We start from the raw sequence: 18,417 nt of genomic DNA, 5'->3' as shown, positions 1-18,417 counted from the left end.
GCCCTGACCGCCACAACGGCACACGGGCGCGAAGCGCACGTAACGCCGATCTCACGGCTCCGAGACGGGACCGCATCATCACCGGAATTAACTGGGAACGACCATCATCCGTCCATCTGCGGAGGCCCCATGGAGACACTCCCCGTCATCGACCTACGACCGCTGCGCGACGGCAGCGATCCTGGAGCGGTCGCCGCCGCGCTCGACGCCGCATGCACCGACCTCGGCTTCTTCGCCGTCACCGGGCACGGCCTGGATCCCGCGCTGCGGGCCGCGACGATGGACCAGGCGAAGCGATTCTTCTCCCTTCCCACGGAGACGAAGATGGAGATCGCCATCGCGAAGTCCGACTGCCACAGCGGATATGTCCCACCGCGGGCCGAAACCCTCGACGACGCCGCTGGTGCCGACACCAAGGAGGCGCTCGACATCCCCACCGACCGCGGCCCGGACCACCCCGACGTGATCGCCGGGACCCCACTGCACGGCGCGACCCCGTGGCCGGCGGCACTGATGCCCGGGTTCCGGGAGGTGGCCGACGCCTACGCAACGGCGTGTTTGGACATCAATGCACACCTGATGCGAGGCCTCGCGCTCGCGCTCGGACTCGACGCGGATTGGTTCGCACCGATGTTCCGGGATCCCCTTGCGACCCTGCGAATGCTGCACTACCCACCGGTCCCCGCGAACGAGACAGCCCCGGGCGCGGGCGCCCACACCGACTACGGCTCGCTGACGCTGCTGGCGCAGGACGACGTCGGTGGACTTCAGGTCGCGGCGCGCGGCGGTTGGATCGACGTGACGACTCCGCCGGACGCTCTCGTCGTCAATCTGGGCGACATGATCGCGCGGTGGACGAACCACCGCTACGTTTCCACCCGCCACCGTGTCCTGGCTCCGGTCGGACGCGACCGGTACTCGCTGCCGTTCTTCGTGGCACCCGATTTCCACGCGATCGTCGAGGCTATACCGACGTGTGTGGAGCCGGGGGCCGAGCCGCTGTACCCATCGATCACCGCCGGTGAGTACATGCTGTCCCGATTCGACGCGACGCACGACTACCTGAAGGCGCGGTCCGGCGCGGCGTGAGCCGTCGTCTTGGATAGCATTGAGAAGCAACATGTTACGGATATCTTCGAACGATCTGTTTGCCGGTCGGTTAAGGATGCGTAACGCGGCGCACCGGCTTGACAGGGCCCGGCGCGAGCGGCACGGTGAGAATTCGCACCGGTCCCGGACCCGCGCCGTCGTCCCGGCCGTGTCCGCTTCCGGTCGTCTCGGAATCGCCCACGGATCGGAGTTGCGCCATCGTGACTGCTACCTCTTCACCCGCCGCCGACGGTCTGCGGCCCCTCGGCACCGGCCTCGACATCACCGGCCTGTCGCGCCGGTTCAAGTCCGGCCGCACCACGGTCACGGCGCTCGACAACGTGGATCTGCGCACCTCCGAGGGTCAGTTCCTCTCCCTCCTGGGGCCGTCCGGCTGCGGTAAGTCGACGGTGCTGCGGATCCTTGCGGGTCTCGACCACCCGGACGCCGGCACGGTGCTCGTCAACGGCATGAGCCCCGAGGAACTCCGCAACGCCCACCAACTCGGTGTGGCCTTCCAGGATTCGGCACTGCTGCCCTGGCGGACCGTCGAGGCGAACATCGCCCTGCCCCGGCAGGTAGCCGGACTTCCCGCCGAACCCGAGTTGGTGCGCGAGCTCATCGAACTCGTGGGACTGCGTGGCTTCGAGAAATCGAAGCCCGCGCAACTGTCGGGCGGTATGCGGCAGCGTGTTTCGATTGCGCGAGCGCTGGTGCTACGCCCGTCGGTGCTGCTGCTCGACGAACCCTTCGGTGCGCTCGACGACATGACGCGCCAGCGCCTCAACCTCGAACTGCAGCGGATCTGGACCGAGAAGCCCGCGACCACCCTGATGGTCACGCACGGTATCGCCGAGGCCGTGCTGCTGTCGGACGCGGTCGCGGTGATGAGCGCACGGCCGGGCCGGGTGCTCGACGTCGTCCCGATCGACCTGCCGCGTCCCCGCACCGCAGAGACGATGCGCAGCCCGGAGTTCCACGCCTACGTCGACATGCTGTCCGCGCTGCTGTTCCAGGGGGCAGAGGCGGCCTAGCGGCCGGTGTGCCTTTGTGGCGGCTCCTGCCGCCACAAAGGCACACGGGCGCGTCAGCGCCCGAGCGCCCTCCAGACCCGGTCGCGGGAGATCGGCAGTTCGTACGGCCGCACCCCGATCGCGCGGCGTACCGCGTTCGCCAGTGCGGGCGCGACGGGGTTGTACGGTGCCTCGCTCATCGACTTCGCACCCATCGGGCCGATGGTGTCGAACGTGTCGACGAAGTGCACCTCCGTGCGCGGCACGTCCGCATACTGCGGAATGTGGTAGTTGCGCAGCACATTCGTCGTCACCCGGCCGAGGTCGTCGGTGATCAGTTCCTCGTAGAGGGCCGTGCCGATGGCCTGTGCGACGCCGGCACGGTCGTCAACCCCGAACAGTGCCGCGGCCAGGTGGAAGGCGGCGTCGGCGGCCTGCACCGACTGCAGAATCCGGACCTCACCGGTCCGCACGTCCACCGCGACCCGGAAGCCGTGCACGTTGAACGACAGCGACCGTGGCAGACCGCCGTGGTTGCCCTCGGCGCGCAGCGGCTCACCGGCCGCCTCGAGCAGTTCCGCGGGGGTGACCAGCACATCCCCGGCCCGGGCACCGTCCGGTTCGAGGACGACCGCGTCGGCGTCGGTGCCGGTCAGTTCGGCGGCGAGTTTGCGGATGCGGCCGTGCAGTTCCCGCGCCGCCGCCAGCAGGGCCTTGGCCGCGACCACCGTGCCGGAGGATCCGTAGGCACCGGTGTCGTGGGTGGTGACGTCGGTGTCGGATTGCCGGACCTGGATCCGGTCGGGGCTGGTGCCCAGTTCGGTCGCGGCGATCTGGGTGTGCACCGTGGTGGTGCCGTTCCCGAACTCGGCGGTGCCGACCCGTGCGAGATACGTTCCGTCGGGCTGCAATTCGATCGACGTGTCGGCGTAGTGACCGCCGGGCGGGTTGGACGCGATCATCGACAGCGCCATGCCCTCGCCGATGCGCCACTGCTCCCCCACCGGCGCCACCACGTCGTTGCCCCGCGACAGGGCTTCCTGCACGACGTCGAGGCACTGGTCCAGGCCGTAACTGCCGAACACGAGGTCGGCACCCTCCGGGTGTGCTCCGATCAGATCGTCGCCCGGCACCACCACGTTGCGCCGACGCAGCTCGAAGGGGTCGATCCCGAGTTCCAATGCCAGCTCGTCCATCGCGGATTCGACGGCGAAGATCACCTGCCCGAGGCCGTAGCCGCGGAACGCCCCGGACGGCCGGTTGTTCGTATACACCGACTGGGCGTCGACGCGCTTGTTCGGGCAGCGGTACACCTCGATCGATTCGCCGCAGCCGTGGAACATGACGCTCGCCGAATGGTTTCCGTACGCGCCACCGTCGTTGAGCACGTCGATCGCCAGCGCGGTGAGGATCCCGTCGGCGTCCGCGGCAACGGTGACGTCGACCCGCATCGGATGCCGGCACGGTGCGACCGTCAACTGGTCGCTGCGGGTGAACTCCCACTGAACCGGACGTCCGGTCCGCAGCACCGCCGCGGCGACGACGTCCTCGACCAGCATCTCCTGCTTCCCGCCGAACCCGCCGCCGAGCCGGGCCGTGAACACCCGCACCCGGTCGCGCTCGAGCCCGAACACGTGGCACAGTTCGTCGCGGACGAGGAACGGCACCTGCGTGGAACTGCGGATCACCAGGCGTCCGTCGTCGTCGATCCAGCCGATGGCCCCGTGGGTTTCGAGGTGCGTGTGCTGCACGCGCTGGGTCTGCCACCGGCCGCGCACGACAGCGGCGGCCGCGGCGATACCGGCGTCGATGTCGCCGACCCCGCCGTGCACCTCGCCGATGATGTTGCGGGACGGATCGCCGATGCGCGACTCGGATCCCTTGCCGGCGTGCAGCAGCGGCGCCCCGGGTGACCGTGCCTCCTCCGGGTCGAGGACGAACGGCAGCACCTCGTACTCGACCTCGATCAGGCGGCAGCCCTCCTGCGCGATCGCCGGGGACTCGGCGACGACCGCGGCGACGCGCTGCCCGTGGAAGCGCAGCACCCGGTCGAACAGTAGGGTGTCGTCGGGATCTTCCTCCCGGTTCTCGTGGCGGGCAGTGGAATACGCGACGTCCGGGGCGTCCCGGTAGCACAGCACCGCGTGCACTCCCGGCAGCGCTTCGGCCGCCGAGGTGTCGATCGCCGTGATGCGGGCGTGCGCGTGCGGGCTGCCGAGCACCGCGATGTGCAGGGTGCCCTCCACGACGGTGTCGAATGTGTACGGCTCGGTTCCGGTGACCACGCGCGGACCGGCCGGGGCGGCCTGCGACCGCCCCAACGACGGCTCGGACCCGGCACATTCGACGTTGGTGACGCCGCGCAGGGAATCGTCGATGGACCGGTACCCGGTGCACCGGCACAGGTTGCCCTTGAGCCGGTTCGGCAGGTCGTCGAGGTCGTCGTCGGTGAATGCCGAAGCGGTGACGATCATCCCGGCGGTGCAGAACCCGCACTGGAATCCCGCGGCGTCCACGAACCGGCGCTGCAGCGGGTGCAGGTCCTCGGGGGTGCCGAGCCCGGAGACGGTGGTGACCTCATGGCCTTCGATTCGCTGCGCGGGGTAGATGCACGAGTGCACCGCTTCCCCGTCGACGAGGACCGAACACGCGCCGCAGTCGCCGGCGTCGCACCCCTTCTTCACCTCGAAGTGGGTGTTCTCGCGCAGCAGGGTGCGCAGGCACTGCCCGGGCCGTGCAGGGGTGTCGATCTCGCGGCCGTTCACGGTGAACTTCACGACAGCTCCTCACAGATCTCCCCGGCGAGCACGGCGGTGACCGCGCGCCGCCAGTCCGCGGCCCCGTGGGCATCGGTGTAGTAGGCCGAGACGGGAATACGCTCTGCCAGAGATTCTTCCAGCTCGCGCGCGTCCGGGACCCGGTCGAAGGTCAGCACGTACGGCCGTTCGGTGGCTGCGGTCACGGACAGCGCGACCGCCCCGTCCGGGTCCCGCCGTCCGATCACGACCGCACCCGAGCGACCGAGCGGGGACAATGCGATCTTCCGGAACGCGGTGCGCGCCTGCAACATCGGTGCAGGGATGTGGATACTTCGCACCACGTCTCCGGCGCCGAGGACGTTGGTGGCGATTCCGGTCACGAAGTCCACCACCGGGATCCGTCGATCGGAGCCGTCCGCCGACCAGATCAGCACCGTCCCGTCCAGGGCGGAGACGAGGGAGATCATCGCGCCCGCGGGGAACGACAGGCACAGGTTGCCGCCGACGGTCGCACGTTTCCAGATCTTCCACGACGCCAGCAGCGCGGAGGCGCACTGCCGGAACAGTGGTGCGGCAGGCCATGTTTCGGATCCGGACAGGTTGGCGATCTGTTCCACCGTGCAGGTCGCGGCGATCTCGAGGCCGTCCTCGGTGACGGTGAGCGCCGGCCATTCCAGTCCGGTGAGGTCCACCAGGCGGTTCAGGTGGGGCTGAGGCTCGGAGAACAACCACGTGCCGCCGCCGACGTAGGCGGTGCCCGGTCCGGCCGCGAGATCGTGGCGATCGCGGGCCACCCGGTAGGCGGTGACAGTGTGCAGATCCACGGTATTCACCCCGCCTTCGCGACGAGCGCCCGGTGGGCGGCGGCGACCTCACGCGCGACGGTGTCCTCGTCCACGGTGAGGACCTCGTCGCGGCGCACCACCTCACGGCCGTTGATCAGCAGCAGTTCGAGGGGCGGCTGCGAGCCGAGCACGATCGCGGCGACCGGATCGGTGATCCCGGAATGGGCGAGGGTGTCGATCCGCCACAGCGCGAGATCGGCGAGCTTGCCGACCTCGACGGACCCGATCTCGTCCTCGCGACCGAGTACCCGGGCGCCGCCGATGGTGGCGAGTTCGAGGCTCTGGCGCACGGTCATCGCGCGGGGACCGCTGCGGGCCCGCGCGAACAGTGCCGCGTGGTGGGCTTCCTCGAGCATGCAGCACGATTCGTTGCTTGCGGCCCCGTCGACCCCGAGGCCGAGCGGAACCCCGGCGGCATACAGGTCGGCGGCGCGTGCGATGCCCGCGCCGAGCCGGCCGTTCGACGTCGGGCAGTGCGCGGCGCCGGTGCCGGACGCGGCGAGCACCCCGATGTCGCGGTCGTCGAGGTGCACCGCGTGCGCGTACCAGACGTCCGGGCCGGTCCAGCCGAGCGACTCCATGTACTGCACGGGATTGCATCCGAATCGCTCGAGGCAGAAGTCCTGCTCGTCGAGGGTCTCGGCGAGGTGCGTGTGCAGCCGCACCCCGAGGTCGCGGGCGAGCACCGCGGACTGCCGCAGCAGCTCGGTGGTGACGGAGAACGGTGAGCACGGCGCCAGCGCGATCCGCAGCATCGAATCGAACGACGGATCGTGCCACTGCTCGACGGCGCTCCGGCTGCCCTCGAGGATCGCGTCGAGATCCTCGACGATGTGATCCGGCGGCAGGCCGCCGGCGCTGGTGCCCAGGTCCATCGAGCCGCGGCACGGATGGAACCGGATGCCCACCTCGGCGGCCGCGGCGATCTCCGCCCCGAACACGTCACCGCCGTCGCGCGGCACGACGTAGTGGTGGTCGGTGCTGGTGGTGCACCCGGTCTTCGCCAGATGTGCGAGCGCGCCCTTCGCGGCGACGTGCACGGCGTCGGCGTCGATCCCGGCCCACACGGGATAGAGCGTGGTGAGCCATTCGAACAGGGTGTGGTCCACGGCGAGCCCGCGGGTGATCCACTGGTACAGGTGGTGGTGGGTGTTGATCAGCCCCGGCGTCAGCACGCATCCGCTGCCGTCGACGATCGTGGCGCGGTCGTATCCGGCCGGTTCACCCGCACCGAGCACCCGCGCGGCTATGTCGTCGTGGAAGGCAACCGCATCACCCGGATCGGTGCGGGCGGAATCCATCGTGACCAGGTAGGCATCGCGGATCACGATCGGTGCCGTCGGCTGTTGCGGATCCATGGGCGCTGCTCCTCACCTCGTGAACAGTTCCAGTGAACTCCCGATTCGTCGCAATATCCCGGGCACCATCGACGAAACCGAATCGAAACGGCGGTTTCCTATTGTGCGATCGTCCAAACCCGTGGATCCGGCGGCGGTGACCCGCCGGACCTCGCCCGGAAGGGGTGACGATCGTGCTGCTGCAGGACGTCCTCGACACACCCGGACTCGGCATCCGGCTGCTGCACGGTGACGCGGCCGCGCTCGCCCGCCCGGTGCACCGCGCGTGCACCACCGACATGCCCGACCCGACGCGCTACGTCAGCGCCGGATCGCTGGTGTTCACGGGTCTGGTGTGGCGCCGCGCGCCGGAGGACTCGGAGGTGTTCGTCGCGCACCTCGCGCGCGCCGGGGTCGCGGCCGTCGCCGCCGGCGAGGCCCTGCTCGGAGAGGTGCCCGCGGATGTCGTCGACGCCTGCGCCCGGCACGGGCTGCCGCTGCTCGCGGTGCCCGACGACGTGCCGTTCAGCACCGTCCTCGAGCACCTCACCCGGCAGTGGTCCAGCGCCCGCATGGACCGGCTGCAGACCGGCCTGGCCCGCCAGCGTCGGTTGCTCGCCGCGTTCGCCGACGGTCACGCGCTCGGTGAGCTGCTCGCCCGTGTGTGCCGCGAATTCGACGTTCCGGCATGGGTGTTCAGTGCTACCGGCACGCTCGTCGCCGGCAACGACGAGCTCGGGGAATCGGTGATCGACGCGTGCTGCGACGTCGCGCTGTCGGCGCCGCGTTTCCCCGCCGAGATCCCGAACGGATACACGGTGCTGCCGGTCGGCTCGGCGCTGCGCGACCGCACGACCGCCTGGTTCCTCGTCCTCGGACCGGCCGCCGCACGCAACGAGGACTGTGTCGACGCGTTCACCGAACTCGCCACGGTCGCCGCGCTCGAGCGGGTGCGGCGCGAGGACCGGCTGCGCGCGGCGTGGGACACGGCCGACGCGCGCGGCGTCGCGGACGCCGCGGGTGCGGCCCACCCGGCCGGCACACCGCTCGTCGCGGTCGTCGTCGAGCGGACACCTGCCGCGACGCCCGAGCAGCACGTCGCCCTGCGCGCGGTGGTGAGCGACGCGCTGCCGTCGTGCGTGACCGGTATCGACGCGGCCGGGCGCACGGTCGCGGTGGTGGCGGGCACCGAATCCGACGTCGTCGCCGTGCTGCAGCGCCGGCTCGGGCGTCTCGCACCGGTACTGGCCGGTGCCCGGATCGCGGTGGGGGTCTCCGGCACGTGTGCCGGGGAGTCGATCGACGGCGGCATCCGCTCGGCCGAGTCGGCGGCGGCCATCGCCCGTGGGGACACGGGTCCGGTGTCGGTGCGCGCCGCGGACCTGGATTCGGCGGTGGGCCTGCTGTCCGCGGTGCCGGACCGGGTGCGCCGCGCCTTCGCCGACCGCACCCTGGGGCAGGTCCTCGACTACGACCGGCGGACCCGGGCGGGCCTGATGACGACGCTGGAGGCGTTCCTGGACTGCGACGGCTCCTGGCGGCGCACCGCCGATCGGTTGCACCTGCATCCCAACACCGTGCGCTACCGGATCGGGCGGGTCGAGGCACTCACCGGACGCAACCTCGCGCACATCGGCGACCGTCTCGACGTGTTCCTGGCGGTGCGCGCTCTGGCCTGACCGACTGTCCCGGCCGAGGATTCACGCACGTCCGGTGTACTCGTCCCAGGCGCTGCCGGCGTCGGGGGCGTCCTCGCGCTGCACCGTCACGTGCATGAGTCCGTAGGGCCGGTCGTCGGCGTGGAACACCTCGCCGCGGTTCGCGATGCCGAAGCGGTCGAGGTCGTACAGGAAATGGTGCTTGTTCGGTGCCTGCAGACGGATCTCCGCGAGATAGGGGAACGCCTCGAGCACCGCGCGGCCCATCTCGAACAGCGTCTGCTGCAGGGCTTTCGACTGCAGGTTCGCGAACCGGTCGAGCATCACCGCGCGCACACCCGCGTAGGTCCGATCCCAGTCGACTGCGAGGTCCGTGTATCGCCACCGCGCGACGAGGCTGGTCGCAAGAACCCGGTCGTCGGTGGGCTCGAGCACCGTGAACGAATCTTCGAGGAAACCGGCGAACTCGGAACCGGTGGACTTGAGGACCACCAGATCCTTCAGCCCCGCGACGACCCATTCCCGGCGGGTGTCGCCGGAACCGGTGACGGTGATCGCGGCGGTGCGTACCTCCGAGCCCTTCCGGGTCCACGTGTGCGGATGATCGCCCACCCGCTCCCACGGGAAGTCCTCGATCTCGATGCGCGCGGAGGACACCGGGCCGATGTCGTCGACGAAGTGCCGGGCCAGCGCCAGCCCGTAGTCCTCCACGGACCCGTTCGAGTGCGTGGCGGCGTAGGCGAAGATCGTCTGCTTCTGACTGTCGGTGGGCAGGACGTTGTGCTGGTCGCCCGTCACGTGAGCCGCATCGAAGTCGCCGCGCAGACTCGACGTGACGTTCAGGTCACGGATCTCGTGCCGGACGGTGTCGCGAAAGATGCGCACGACCCGGTTCTCGGCCTTGCCGTAGCGATTGGAACCGAGGACGATCCGGCCGGTGAGCGGGTCCATGGGTCAGCTCCCTCGGTAGGTGGAGTACGCGTACGGCGACAGCAGCAGCGGCACGTGGAAGTGCCTGTCGCCGTCCGGAATGCGGAAGGTCACGACGACCTCCGGATAGAACGACTCGACACCGCGCGCGTCGAAGTACTCGCCGGTGGCGAACGTCAGCGTGTAGGTGCCGGGCTCGAGCGGTCCGTCGCCGAACGATCCGATGCGGCCGTCGGCGTCGGTGACCCCGGACGCGAGCGGGGTGCCGTCGGCCGAAAGAGTCACCGCCACTCCGGTTGCGGGGGCGCCGGAGGTGGCGTCGAGGATGTGCGTGCTCACAGTGTTCACTCGGAATCTCCTGTGTCCTGAGTGACGACTCCGCCGTCGGTGCCAGGGACGGCGACTGCATCGTCGATCAGCAGTTCCAGCCGGAGGCGGTTGATGTCGGCGAGCGCGGCACGAACTTCGCCGCGTTCGGTCGCCGCGTCGTTGCCGAGCCGCCGGTTCAGGATCTCGAGCAGCTCATCGGCCGAACGGCCCGCTGCCCGCACGAGATACACGTGCCCGAACTTCTCCTCGTAGGCCCGGTTTCCGGCGGCGAGCGCCGCGCGCACCCCGTCGGCCGCGGTCGCCACCGACGACTGCTCCCGCTGCGACGCCGCGCTTTCGCTGCGCTCCCCGATCCGCGGATGCCCGGCGAGGGCATCGTCGAGTTCGTCGTCGCTCAGCGCCAGCGCCTGTTCAGTTGCGTTCCGCAACAGAGCGTCTCGATTGCCGTACGGACGGGCGGCGGCCACCCGGCGTGCCCACGCCGGACTGCTGCAGCAGGTCAGCAGCAGCGCGACGGCGTCGGCCTCGGGCAGCGCATCGAATGTCGCACAGTCCACGATTCCTCCGATCTGTTCCGTCTCCACCTTGACGGATCGGCGCTCGCGGCGCCGGGAACATCGCGACAACGATCACCGGCTGCGCACGGCAGGCTTTGGAGGATCGACCAACACCGCGAGGATCGATCGAGCTCGGGAGATCAGCCGACACGGGCCACGCGAGCGGACATCTCCATGATCTGCCCGCGCAGCCAGGTGTGTGCGGGGTCGGACTCGTGCACCTCGTGCCATACCGCGTACTGCCGCACCGGGGCCAGCGGAAACGTCGGTTCGAGGATTCGGATGTCCGCACTGCCGACGAGGCGGGACGCCAACCGCGCCGGGATCAGGGTGACCAGGTGGGTTTCCTCCAGGGCGTACGGCATCACCGCGACGTTCGCGGTGGTCGCGCCGACCCGGGCGTATACACCGACGCGCGCGAGCGACCGGTCGATCTGGCTGCTGCCGTCGTGGGCGGCATACGACAACAGCGGGTACCGGGCCAGCACCTCCGGGGTGAGCTCGGTTCCCCGGTGCGGATGCGCGGTCCACACCGCACCGACGAACCGGTCGGTGAGCACGAGCGCGCGGCCGCAACGGTCGAACTGCGGTTGTTCGAGCAGATGGTCGGGCAGGATGGCCAGATCCACGTCGTGCCGGTGGAACGCGGCGAGGCTCCGCCCGGTGACCGGCCGCAGGTCGAACTGCACCGCGGTCGTGCGGTACCGGTCCGACTTCATAAGGACGCGGAGCAACGCGACTTCGGCGTAATCCCCTGCCAGCACGGTGAACACCCGCGAGTCCCGGGCCGGGTCGAAGTCCGGGGGGCTGAGAATCGAGCGTTCGACGGTGGCCAGCACGCTGCGCAGCGGCTCGACCAACGCCAGCGCGCGCGGCGTCGGGCGCAGGGAGCGACCGTCCTTCACGAGGATCGGGTCTTCGAGTTGCTTGCGCAGCCGCGCCAAGGCGGTGCTCGTGGCCGGTTGGGACATGTGCAGTCGCTGCGCGGCCCGGGTCACGTTGCACTCGGCGAGCAACGCGTCGAGTACAACGAGCAAATTGAGATCGACCCGCCGCAAATCCACCATGCCTCCCCCGCACGCCCCACTGTGAAATTCCACCGGATCCTAACCCGCGCTCGGTCCGACCCCACTCGTACTCATACGCCCAGCGATATAGGTGCTATTCGAATGTGCCCGCGACCTTGTGCACGGCCTGCACCGTTCTTACTCTGACAGCCTGAATCCCCCCGAAAACTGTTTCGACATCGCCATTTTCGTGTATACCGCCGATTCGGCCGGCTCGGCGGTGCCAGAAGCTCGAAAGGAACGGTCCTTCCATGAGCCGCGCATCGCGACCGTTCCCGTCCTATTCACCGCAGAACTGGCGCCTGTGGCGCAAAGTCACGGTGGTGCTGTGCCTGCCGGTGATCGCGGCAAGCCTGTTCGGCGCGTCCCGCGTCAACCGGCTGGTGGAGGAGTCCTCGCACTACTCGACGCAGTCCGAGCAGGTGGCCGTCCTCCCCGCCCTGACCGAGTACGGCACCGCCATCGCGGGTGCCGGGGCCGCGACGATCCTGGGCCTGCCACCGGAGAACGGCGCACAGATCGCCGACGAGGCCGACGACGCGATCATCGAGTTGCTGCGCAGCGGCGACCTCGATCCCGCGATCGCGGCACCGCTGGCGCGGGTCCTCGAAGACGGTAAACAGCTGCTGGGCAGCGCAATGTCGCGGCAGATGGCTCCGCTCGAGGCGAGTGAACGCGTCCGTGAATTCGTCTCCCGAATGACCCACGCGTACCGCACGATCATCAACTCGTCGGCGAACCCCACGGTGCTGACCGAAGGCGACATCCTCCTCGACAGCTGGACGATCCAGTGGGTGCTGCTCGATCAGGTCGTGGCGTTCTCGTCGATGCGCGACGAACCCGGCTCGGCGCTGCTCATGTGGAACAACGCGATGGGCACGGAGCTCGCCCAGCTGCGGGTGCTCGCCGACACGGTTCCCGACCGCGCACCCGTCGACGCGCTGATCGCCGAGGTCGAGAACCGGCGTGCACTCACCGCGAACCTCGACGACGAGACCGCCGATGTCGGCGCGCTGCGCAACTCCCTGTTCGGTGCACTGATGTCGTACAACGAGTTCGTCGACTCCTCCGCCCAGAAGATCGTCACCACGCTCGACGAGCTCGCGTCGAGCACCCGCACCGAATCGTGGCGTGACGGCATCGCCGTCGGGACGGTGCTCGTCCTCGCTGTCGTCCTCGCCATCGCCATGTCGATCTCACTGGTCCGGCCGCTGCGGCGTCTGCGCGACGACACGCTCCGCGCTGCCGAACACGATCTCCCCGAAGCGATCGCCGGCATCCGCGACGGAGCCGACATCGAGACCGTCGACCTGCCGCCCGTCGGGGTGCACACCCGCGAAGAGGTCGGTCAGGTGGCCCGCGCCGTCGACTCCATGAAGTCCGAGGCCCTGCGCCTCGCCGGCGAGCAGGCGCAGCTGCGGCGGCAGGTCAACGAGATGCTCGAAACTCTCGCTCGCCGCAACAAGACGCTCGTCGAACAACAGCTTTCGCTGATCGAGTCTCTCGAGTTCGAGGAGAAGGACCCGAATCGGTTGCACAGCCTGTTCACCCTGGACCACCTCGCCGCACGCATGCGGCGCACGGGTGATTCCCTGCTCGTGCTCGCCGGAACCCGGCAGCGTCTCGGGCGCATGCCCGACACCCCGCTCGGCGATGTGCTGCGCGGCGCCGCCTCCCAGGTCGAGAACTACGAGCGCGTGCACATCGGGTCGGTGCCGGCCGGGAATCTCGTCGGCAGCGCCGTCGCCGACGTCGTCCATCTCGTCGCCGAGCTGCTCGACAACGCGCTGCGCGCCTCCCCGCCGAACAGCACGGTCAGGTTCGCGTTCTCCGGCGCCGTCGACGGCGGGATGCTGCTCGAGATCGCCGACCAGGGCATCGGGATTCCGCCGGACGACCTCGCGGAGATCAACGCACGACTCGCCTCCAGCAGTGAGCACGCCACCGGCGCGACCCGGCGCATGGGTCTGTTCGTGGTGGGCCGGCTCGCCGAGCGCCACGGCATCACCGTCCGGCTGCGCCCGACCTTCGATTCGGCAACGAACGGTGGCATCACGGCCAGCGTGTACCTGCCGACGAAGATCCTCAGCGGCACAAGCCATTTCGTCGACCCCTATCACGTCGAGCCGCGGAGGCTGCCGGGCGAGGGCTACGACCCCGAGTCCTACGCCGGTGCTGTCGAGCCTTACCAGGGGGTGATGCAGGAGCCGGACGTGGATTCGTCGGCGACCACGCAGCAGTGGCAGACCGTCGGTGCGGCAACCGGTGCGCAGTACCGCGCTCCGTCCGACCAGTGGCCGGCGGAGCCGTGGCAGGCGCAAGGTCCCGACACCCAGCCGTGGACACCGCCGCGGTGACACTGCCTCGGTGACACTGCCTCGCAGGCCTCGGTGACACCGTCTCGTTGACACGTCTGCGACCGTGGAGCCATGAGCGCCCCGCGGATCGATGTCCACCAGCACGTGTGGCCGGAACCGTTCCTGGCCGCCCTGCGGGCCCGTGAGGCCGCGCCGCGGCTCGACGGCTGGACCCTGCACACCATCGGGGAGCCGCCCTACCGGGTGCAGCCCGGCGACCATTCCGTCTCGGCGCGTGCCGAACTCGCCGCAGCCGACGGAATCGATCTTGCGCTCGTGTCGTTGTCGAGTCCGCTCGGTATCGAGTCGCTGCGCGCGGATCAGGCCCGCCCGCTGCTCGACGCCTATCACGAAGGGGTGCTGGCGCTGCCCCGCCCGTTCGGGGCGTGGGCGGCAGCCGGACTCGACGACCCCGACCCGACGACGCTGCGTGACGTCCTCGGCGCCGGGTGTGTGGGTCTGCAACTTCCCGCGAATGCGATCGCCGACGAGGCCGGGTACGACCGGTGCGGCCCGCTGCTGGCCGAACTCGAACGGCAGGACAAGCCGCTGTTCGTGCACCCGGGTCCGGTGGCCCCGGGCGGGCCTGCGTGGTGGGCTGCGATCGTCGGGTACGTCGGGCAGATGCACGCGGCCTGGTTCGCGTGGCACGAGTACGGCGCGCCCCGGTACCCGCGGCTGCGGGTGGTATTCGCGATGCTCGCCGGGCTCGCGCCGTTGCACACCGACCGGATCGCCGCGCGTGGCGGGCCGGACGGACACCCCGGGACCGGCGTGTTCGTGGAGACGTCGTCGTACGGGTCCGGGACCGTCGACGCGGTGGCCGCGCAGCTCGGTGCCGACCGGATCGTGCTCGGCTCGGACCGCCCCTACGCGCCGCCGCTGAGCGTCGGCGCCGGGGACCGGCGGCTGCGGATCGACAATCCTGCGAGGCTGCTGTGGCCGAGATCCCTCACACAAAACCCTTGACAAAGCGAACGATCACAGATGACATGGTCGGCATGCATCCTTCGGCGACCCCGCGACTCCGCGGGCATCATGTGGACCTCGTCCACGTCGCCGGTGGTTCCTGTGGCTGTTGTTGCTGTTGTTGTCACGACTGACCCAGCAACCCTGCCTGTCTTTCGGGTGCGAACGCGCCCGCAGTTCTTCGAGGAACCACGATGCCCGCCTCCGTTCTCTCCCGTACGTCCGTCGAGCTCGCCGCCGTCGCCCGCTCCATCGCCGACGACCCGGACCGGTGGCTGCCGATCGTCCGGTACGACGCGCAGGAACGCTGGTACACGCGGCTCACGTTCACCGACGAGTACGAGGTGTGGTTGCTCAGCTGGCTGCCCGGGCAACGAACCGGCGTCCACGACCACGGCGGTAGCGCCGGGGTGTTCGCGGTCGCGGACGGCTCGCTGCGCGAGATCGTCGTCGAAAATCCACGCGACGGCCTGCTCGAAGGGTTGGAGCCGACCCTGTCCACCGCGGAGTACGACGCGGGACAGGCCCGCGAGTTCGACAGTCATCACGTCCACGAGATCGTCAACGCCGGCGACCGTCCCGCCGTGTCCGTGCACGTCTATGCCCCGGCCCTGAGCAGCATGCACCGCTACCGGATCGAGGACGGGATCCTGCGTCTGACGAGTTCCGAACGCGCCGGGGCCGATTGGTGACAAATCCGGCACGAGTCGGGGTGTCGGGTTAGAGTCGGTCGGTCGCCGACTGCATTGGAGATCCCTCGATGAAGAGTCTCGTGCGTACGTTCGCTGCCGTGGCCGCCGCAGCCGTGGTCCTCACCGCGTGTTCCGGCGGGGACACCGACGATCCGCTGGCATCCGGAGACGGGAACGGCAGCGTCGTCGTCGGATCCGCCAACTTCCCCGAGAACGTCCTGCTCGCCGAGATCTACGCGCAGGCCCTCGAGAGCACCGGCGCCGACATCACACGCCGGTTCAACATCGGAAGCCGCGAGATCTACTACGACCAGGTCGTTTCCGGCGGCATCACCGTGCTGCCCGAGTACAACGGTGCGCTGCTCGCCCGCGTGAACCCGGACAGCACCGCGACCACCACCGACGACGTGAATGCCGCACTGCGCGAGTCCCTTCCGGACGGCGTGGAGATCCTGGACTCGGCGAGCGCCGAAAACAAGGACGCGGTGGTCGTCACGCGGGAGACGGCGGACCGCTACAACCTGGAGAGCATCGCCGATCTGGCGCCGGTCGCCGGCGAACTCGCGATCGGCGCGGCCCCGGAATTCGAGACGCGGCAGCAGGGTCTGGTAGGGCTGAAGGACGTGTACGGCGTCGAGTTCCGGCAGTTCGTCCCCACCGACACCGGCGGGCCGATCACGATCGCCGCGCTCGAGGACGGCACCGTCCAGGCCGCGAACATCTACACCACGGATCCGTCGCTGTCGACGAAACCGTTTGTCGCGCTCGATGATCCGCAGACCCTCTTCGGAGCGCAGAACGTCACTCCGCTCGTGCACCGCGCCGACCTGTCCGACGAGGCCGTCGAGACCCTGAACAAGGTGTCCGCGCAGTTGAGCACCGAGGATCTGATCGTCCTGGTCGGGCAGGTCGTGACCGAGGGCGGCGACATCGACGTGGTCGCCGCGGAATGGTTGCAGTCCGCCGGCATCGGGTAGGACACGACGGTGATCACGTTCGACAACGTCGAGAAGCGCTATCCGGACGGCACGGTCGCGGTCGACGGACTGAGCCTGGAGGTGCCGACCGGCACCCTCACGGTCCTCGTCGGACCGTCCGGCTGCGGGAAGACGACGTCGCTGCGCATGATCAACCGGATGGTCGATCCGACCGCCGGGCGGGTGCTGCTCGACGGCAAGGACGTTCGCGAACAGGACCCGCAGACGCTGCGGCGCGGCATCGGATACGTCATCCAGCACGCCGGCCTGTTCCCGCACCGCACCGTCGTCGACAACGTGGCGACGGTGCCGCGGCTGCTCGGGGCGACCCGCAGGCAGGCCCGGGCGACCGCCCTCGAGGTGCTCGAACGGGTCGGGCTCGGAGCCGAGTTCGCGCGGCGCTATCCGGCCCAGCTGTCCGGCGGCCAGCAGCAGCGCGTCGGCGTGGCCCGTGCGCTCGCCGCCGATCCCCCGGTGCTGCTGATGGACGAGCCGTTCTCGGCCGTCGACCCGGTGGTGCGCAAGGAACTTCAGCAGGAACTGTTGCGCCTGCAGTCGGTACTCGCCAAGACGATCGTGCTCGTAACCCACGACATCGACGAGGCGATCACCCTCGGCGACCGGGTCGCGGTGATGCGGCCGGGCGGGACCCTCGCGCACTACGGACCGCCGGAGGATCTGCTGACCGCACCGGCCGACGACTTCGTCGCCGACTTCCTCGGCACGGACCGCGGCGTCCGGCTGCTGTCGTTCTTCCCGTCCGACGACCTGCCGCTGCGCACCGACCCGGTCGTCACCGCCGGAGACGACCGCATCCCCGGCGGCGAACAGTGGCTGCTGGTCGTCGACGACGACCGGCGTCCGGTCGGCTGGCGCGACGCCACCGGTGGACCGGTCCCCGCGGGCCGCGGATTCGTCCCCGGCCGGGATTCGGTGCGGGTCGCGCTGGACGCGGCGGTGCTGTCGCCCTCCGGGCACGCCGTGGCCGTCGATTCGGACGGCCGAGTGCTCGGGGTGATCAGCCAGGAGGAACTGGCCGCGACGATCCGCGCGCACCATGCCGCCCGCTCCGTCGACGTCACCGAACGGACCGACGCGTGAACCTCGGAATACCGTCGTATCTGGGCAGTTTCACGGAACTGCTCGTCGACCACCTGGCGATGGCGCTGGGGGCGTCGCTGCTGGGGCTGGTCGTCGCGCTGCCGCTGGGGTTGCTGTGTGTGCGCCGTCCGCAGTGGTATCCCCCAGTGCTGGCGGGCGCGAGCGTGCTGTATTCGATTCCGTCCCTTGCGTTCTTCGTGCTGCTCATCGCGTTCACCGGGATCAGCCGCACGACCGTGGTGATCCCCCTCGCCGTCTACACGCTCGCCGTGCTGATCCCCAACGTGGTCGACGGTCTGCGGGCGGTGCCCGAGAGCGTGCGCCAGTCGGCCACCGCGATGGGCTACTCGGAGACCCGCCGGCTGCTGACGGTGGATCTGCCGATCGCGTTGCCCACGGTGCTGGCGGGCCTGCGGGTCGCGACGGTCGCGAACATCAGCATGGTCAGCGTCGGCGCGCTCATCGGGATGGGGGCGTTCGGGTCGCTGTTCACGGCCGCGGTCCAGCTCGACCGGCTGGGTCTGGCGATCACCGGCATCGTGGTCACCGTGGTCATGGCGCTCGTCGTGGACGCCGCGCTGCTGGGGGTGCAGTGGCTCGCGACGCCGTGGCTGCGGCGAACACGGACACAGGGGCGAACACGGACACAGGGGCGAACACGGACACAGGGGCGGACGCGCAGGAGTGCCCGATGAACACACGGAGCGGTGCGACATGAACACACGGAGCGGTGCGC

Annotated in this window: 16 protein-coding genes; 9 read left to right on the top strand and 7 right to left on the bottom strand. The window is 69.7% G+C overall.

What is annotated here, in order from left to right:
- The first annotated feature begins 129 nt into the window (after nucleotides 1–129).
- Together I0Q12_RS15330 and I0Q12_RS15325 are read left to right on the top strand one after the other, a co-directional pair.
- A complete protein-coding gene (locus tag I0Q12_RS15330; protein WP_197252720.1) occupies nucleotides 130–1,089 on the top strand; it encodes an isopenicillin N synthase family oxygenase in 960 nt (319 codons plus the stop codon).
- A 221-nt stretch (nucleotides 1,090–1,310) separates the two neighbouring features.
- Nucleotides 1,311–2,123: an ABC transporter ATP-binding protein gene (locus I0Q12_RS15325; RefSeq protein ID WP_197252719.1), complete on the top strand. Its 813-nt coding sequence runs from the start codon at nucleotides 1,311–1,313 to the stop codon at nucleotides 2,121–2,123.
- A gap of 53 nt (nucleotides 2,124–2,176) precedes the next feature.
- Here I0Q12_RS15325 and I0Q12_RS15320 read toward each other — a convergent pair whose 3' ends face one another.
- Genes I0Q12_RS15320 through I0Q12_RS15310 form a run of 3 tightly spaced genes read right to left on the bottom strand, consistent with a single transcriptional unit; the run spans nucleotide 2,177 to nucleotide 7,064 of the window.
- A complete protein-coding gene (locus tag I0Q12_RS15320) occupies nucleotides 2,177–4,879 on the bottom strand; it encodes a molybdopterin-dependent oxidoreductase (protein WP_197252718.1) in 2,703 nt (900 codons plus the stop codon).
- Nucleotides 4,876–5,685, bottom strand: coding sequence for a xanthine dehydrogenase family protein subunit M (locus I0Q12_RS15315; RefSeq protein WP_197252717.1), 810 nt, complete (start codon nucleotides 5,683–5,685; stop codon nucleotides 4,876–4,878). The genes I0Q12_RS15320 and I0Q12_RS15315 overlap by 4 nt, the downstream gene beginning before the upstream one ends.
- 5 nt (nucleotides 5,686–5,690) lie before the next feature.
- Nucleotides 5,691–7,064, bottom strand: coding sequence for an 8-oxoguanine deaminase (locus tag I0Q12_RS15310; RefSeq protein WP_197252716.1), 1,374 nt, complete (start codon nucleotides 7,062–7,064; stop codon nucleotides 5,691–5,693).
- Between the two features lie 164 nt (nucleotides 7,065–7,228).
- On the opposite strand from I0Q12_RS15310, the gene I0Q12_RS15305 reads away from it, so the two are divergent.
- A complete protein-coding gene (locus I0Q12_RS15305; protein ID WP_307846261.1) occupies nucleotides 7,229–8,722 on the top strand; it encodes a PucR family transcriptional regulator in 1,494 nt (497 codons plus the stop codon).
- A gap of 21 nt (nucleotides 8,723–8,743) precedes the next feature.
- Here I0Q12_RS15305 and pucL read toward each other — a convergent pair whose 3' ends face one another.
- The 4 genes from pucL to I0Q12_RS15285 all read right to left on the bottom strand — a co-directional run bounded on the left by pucL (nucleotide 8,744) and on the right by I0Q12_RS15285 (nucleotide 11,585).
- Complete coding sequence (pucL, locus tag I0Q12_RS15300; RefSeq protein WP_197252714.1) at nucleotides 8,744–9,652, bottom strand: factor-independent urate hydroxylase; 909 nt, start codon at nucleotides 9,650–9,652, stop codon at nucleotides 8,744–8,746.
- Between the two features lie 3 nt (nucleotides 9,653–9,655).
- On the bottom strand, nucleotides 9,656–9,979 hold the full coding sequence (uraH, locus tag I0Q12_RS15295; protein WP_197252713.1) for a hydroxyisourate hydrolase: 324 nt from the start codon (nucleotides 9,977–9,979) through the stop codon (nucleotides 9,656–9,658).
- Nucleotides 9,976–10,518 (bottom strand): 2-oxo-4-hydroxy-4-carboxy-5-ureidoimidazoline decarboxylase, encoded by a 543-nt coding sequence (gene uraD, locus I0Q12_RS15290; RefSeq protein ID WP_307846259.1) that lies wholly within the window; start codon nucleotides 10,516–10,518, stop codon nucleotides 9,976–9,978. The genes uraH and uraD overlap by 4 nt, the downstream gene beginning before the upstream one ends.
- Nucleotides 10,519–10,658: 140 nt before the next feature.
- On the bottom strand, nucleotides 10,659–11,585 hold the full coding sequence (locus I0Q12_RS15285) for a LysR family transcriptional regulator (RefSeq protein ID WP_231610718.1): 927 nt from the start codon (nucleotides 11,583–11,585) through the stop codon (nucleotides 10,659–10,661).
- Nucleotides 11,586–11,836: 251 nt separating this feature from the next.
- Here I0Q12_RS15285 and I0Q12_RS15280 point away from each other — a divergent pair, with 251 nt between their 5' ends.
- The 6 genes from I0Q12_RS15280 to I0Q12_RS15255 all read left to right on the top strand — a co-directional run bounded on the left by I0Q12_RS15280 (nucleotide 11,837) and on the right by I0Q12_RS15255 (nucleotide 18,376).
- A complete protein-coding gene (locus I0Q12_RS15280; RefSeq protein ID WP_197252712.1) occupies nucleotides 11,837–13,942 on the top strand; it encodes an ATP-binding protein in 2,106 nt (701 codons plus the stop codon).
- 72 nt (nucleotides 13,943–14,014) lie between these two features.
- Nucleotides 14,015–14,911: an amidohydrolase family protein gene (locus tag I0Q12_RS15275; RefSeq protein WP_231610717.1), complete on the top strand. Its 897-nt coding sequence runs from the start codon at nucleotides 14,015–14,017 to the stop codon at nucleotides 14,909–14,911.
- Nucleotides 14,912–15,105: 194 nt separating this feature from the next.
- A complete protein-coding gene (locus I0Q12_RS15270; protein ID WP_197252711.1) occupies nucleotides 15,106–15,603 on the top strand; it encodes a cysteine dioxygenase family protein in 498 nt (165 codons plus the stop codon).
- 68 nt (nucleotides 15,604–15,671) lie between these two features.
- The gene (locus I0Q12_RS15265; protein WP_197252710.1) at nucleotides 15,672–16,580 is read left to right on the top strand and encodes an ABC transporter substrate-binding protein; all 909 of its coding nucleotides are present in this window, start codon (nucleotides 15,672–15,674) and stop codon (nucleotides 16,578–16,580) included.
- A 9-nt stretch (nucleotides 16,581–16,589) separates the two neighbouring features.
- The gene (locus I0Q12_RS15260) at nucleotides 16,590–17,681 is read left to right on the top strand and encodes an ABC transporter ATP-binding protein (protein WP_197252709.1); all 1,092 of its coding nucleotides are present in this window, start codon (nucleotides 16,590–16,592) and stop codon (nucleotides 17,679–17,681) included.
- A complete protein-coding gene (locus I0Q12_RS15255; protein WP_197252708.1) occupies nucleotides 17,678–18,376 on the top strand; it encodes an ABC transporter permease in 699 nt (232 codons plus the stop codon). Before I0Q12_RS15260 ends, I0Q12_RS15255 begins: the two co-directional genes overlap by 4 nt.
- Nucleotides 18,377–18,417: the final 41 nt, after the last annotated feature.

The sequence above is a fragment of the Rhodococcus sp. CX genome (genome assembly GCF_015865005.1).
Taxonomy (GTDB): Bacteria; Actinomycetota; Actinomycetes; order Mycobacteriales; family Mycobacteriaceae; genus Rhodococcus.
The sequence above is the reverse complement of the archived record's forward strand: the minus strand, read 5'-3'. Positions and strand labels throughout refer to the sequence as shown.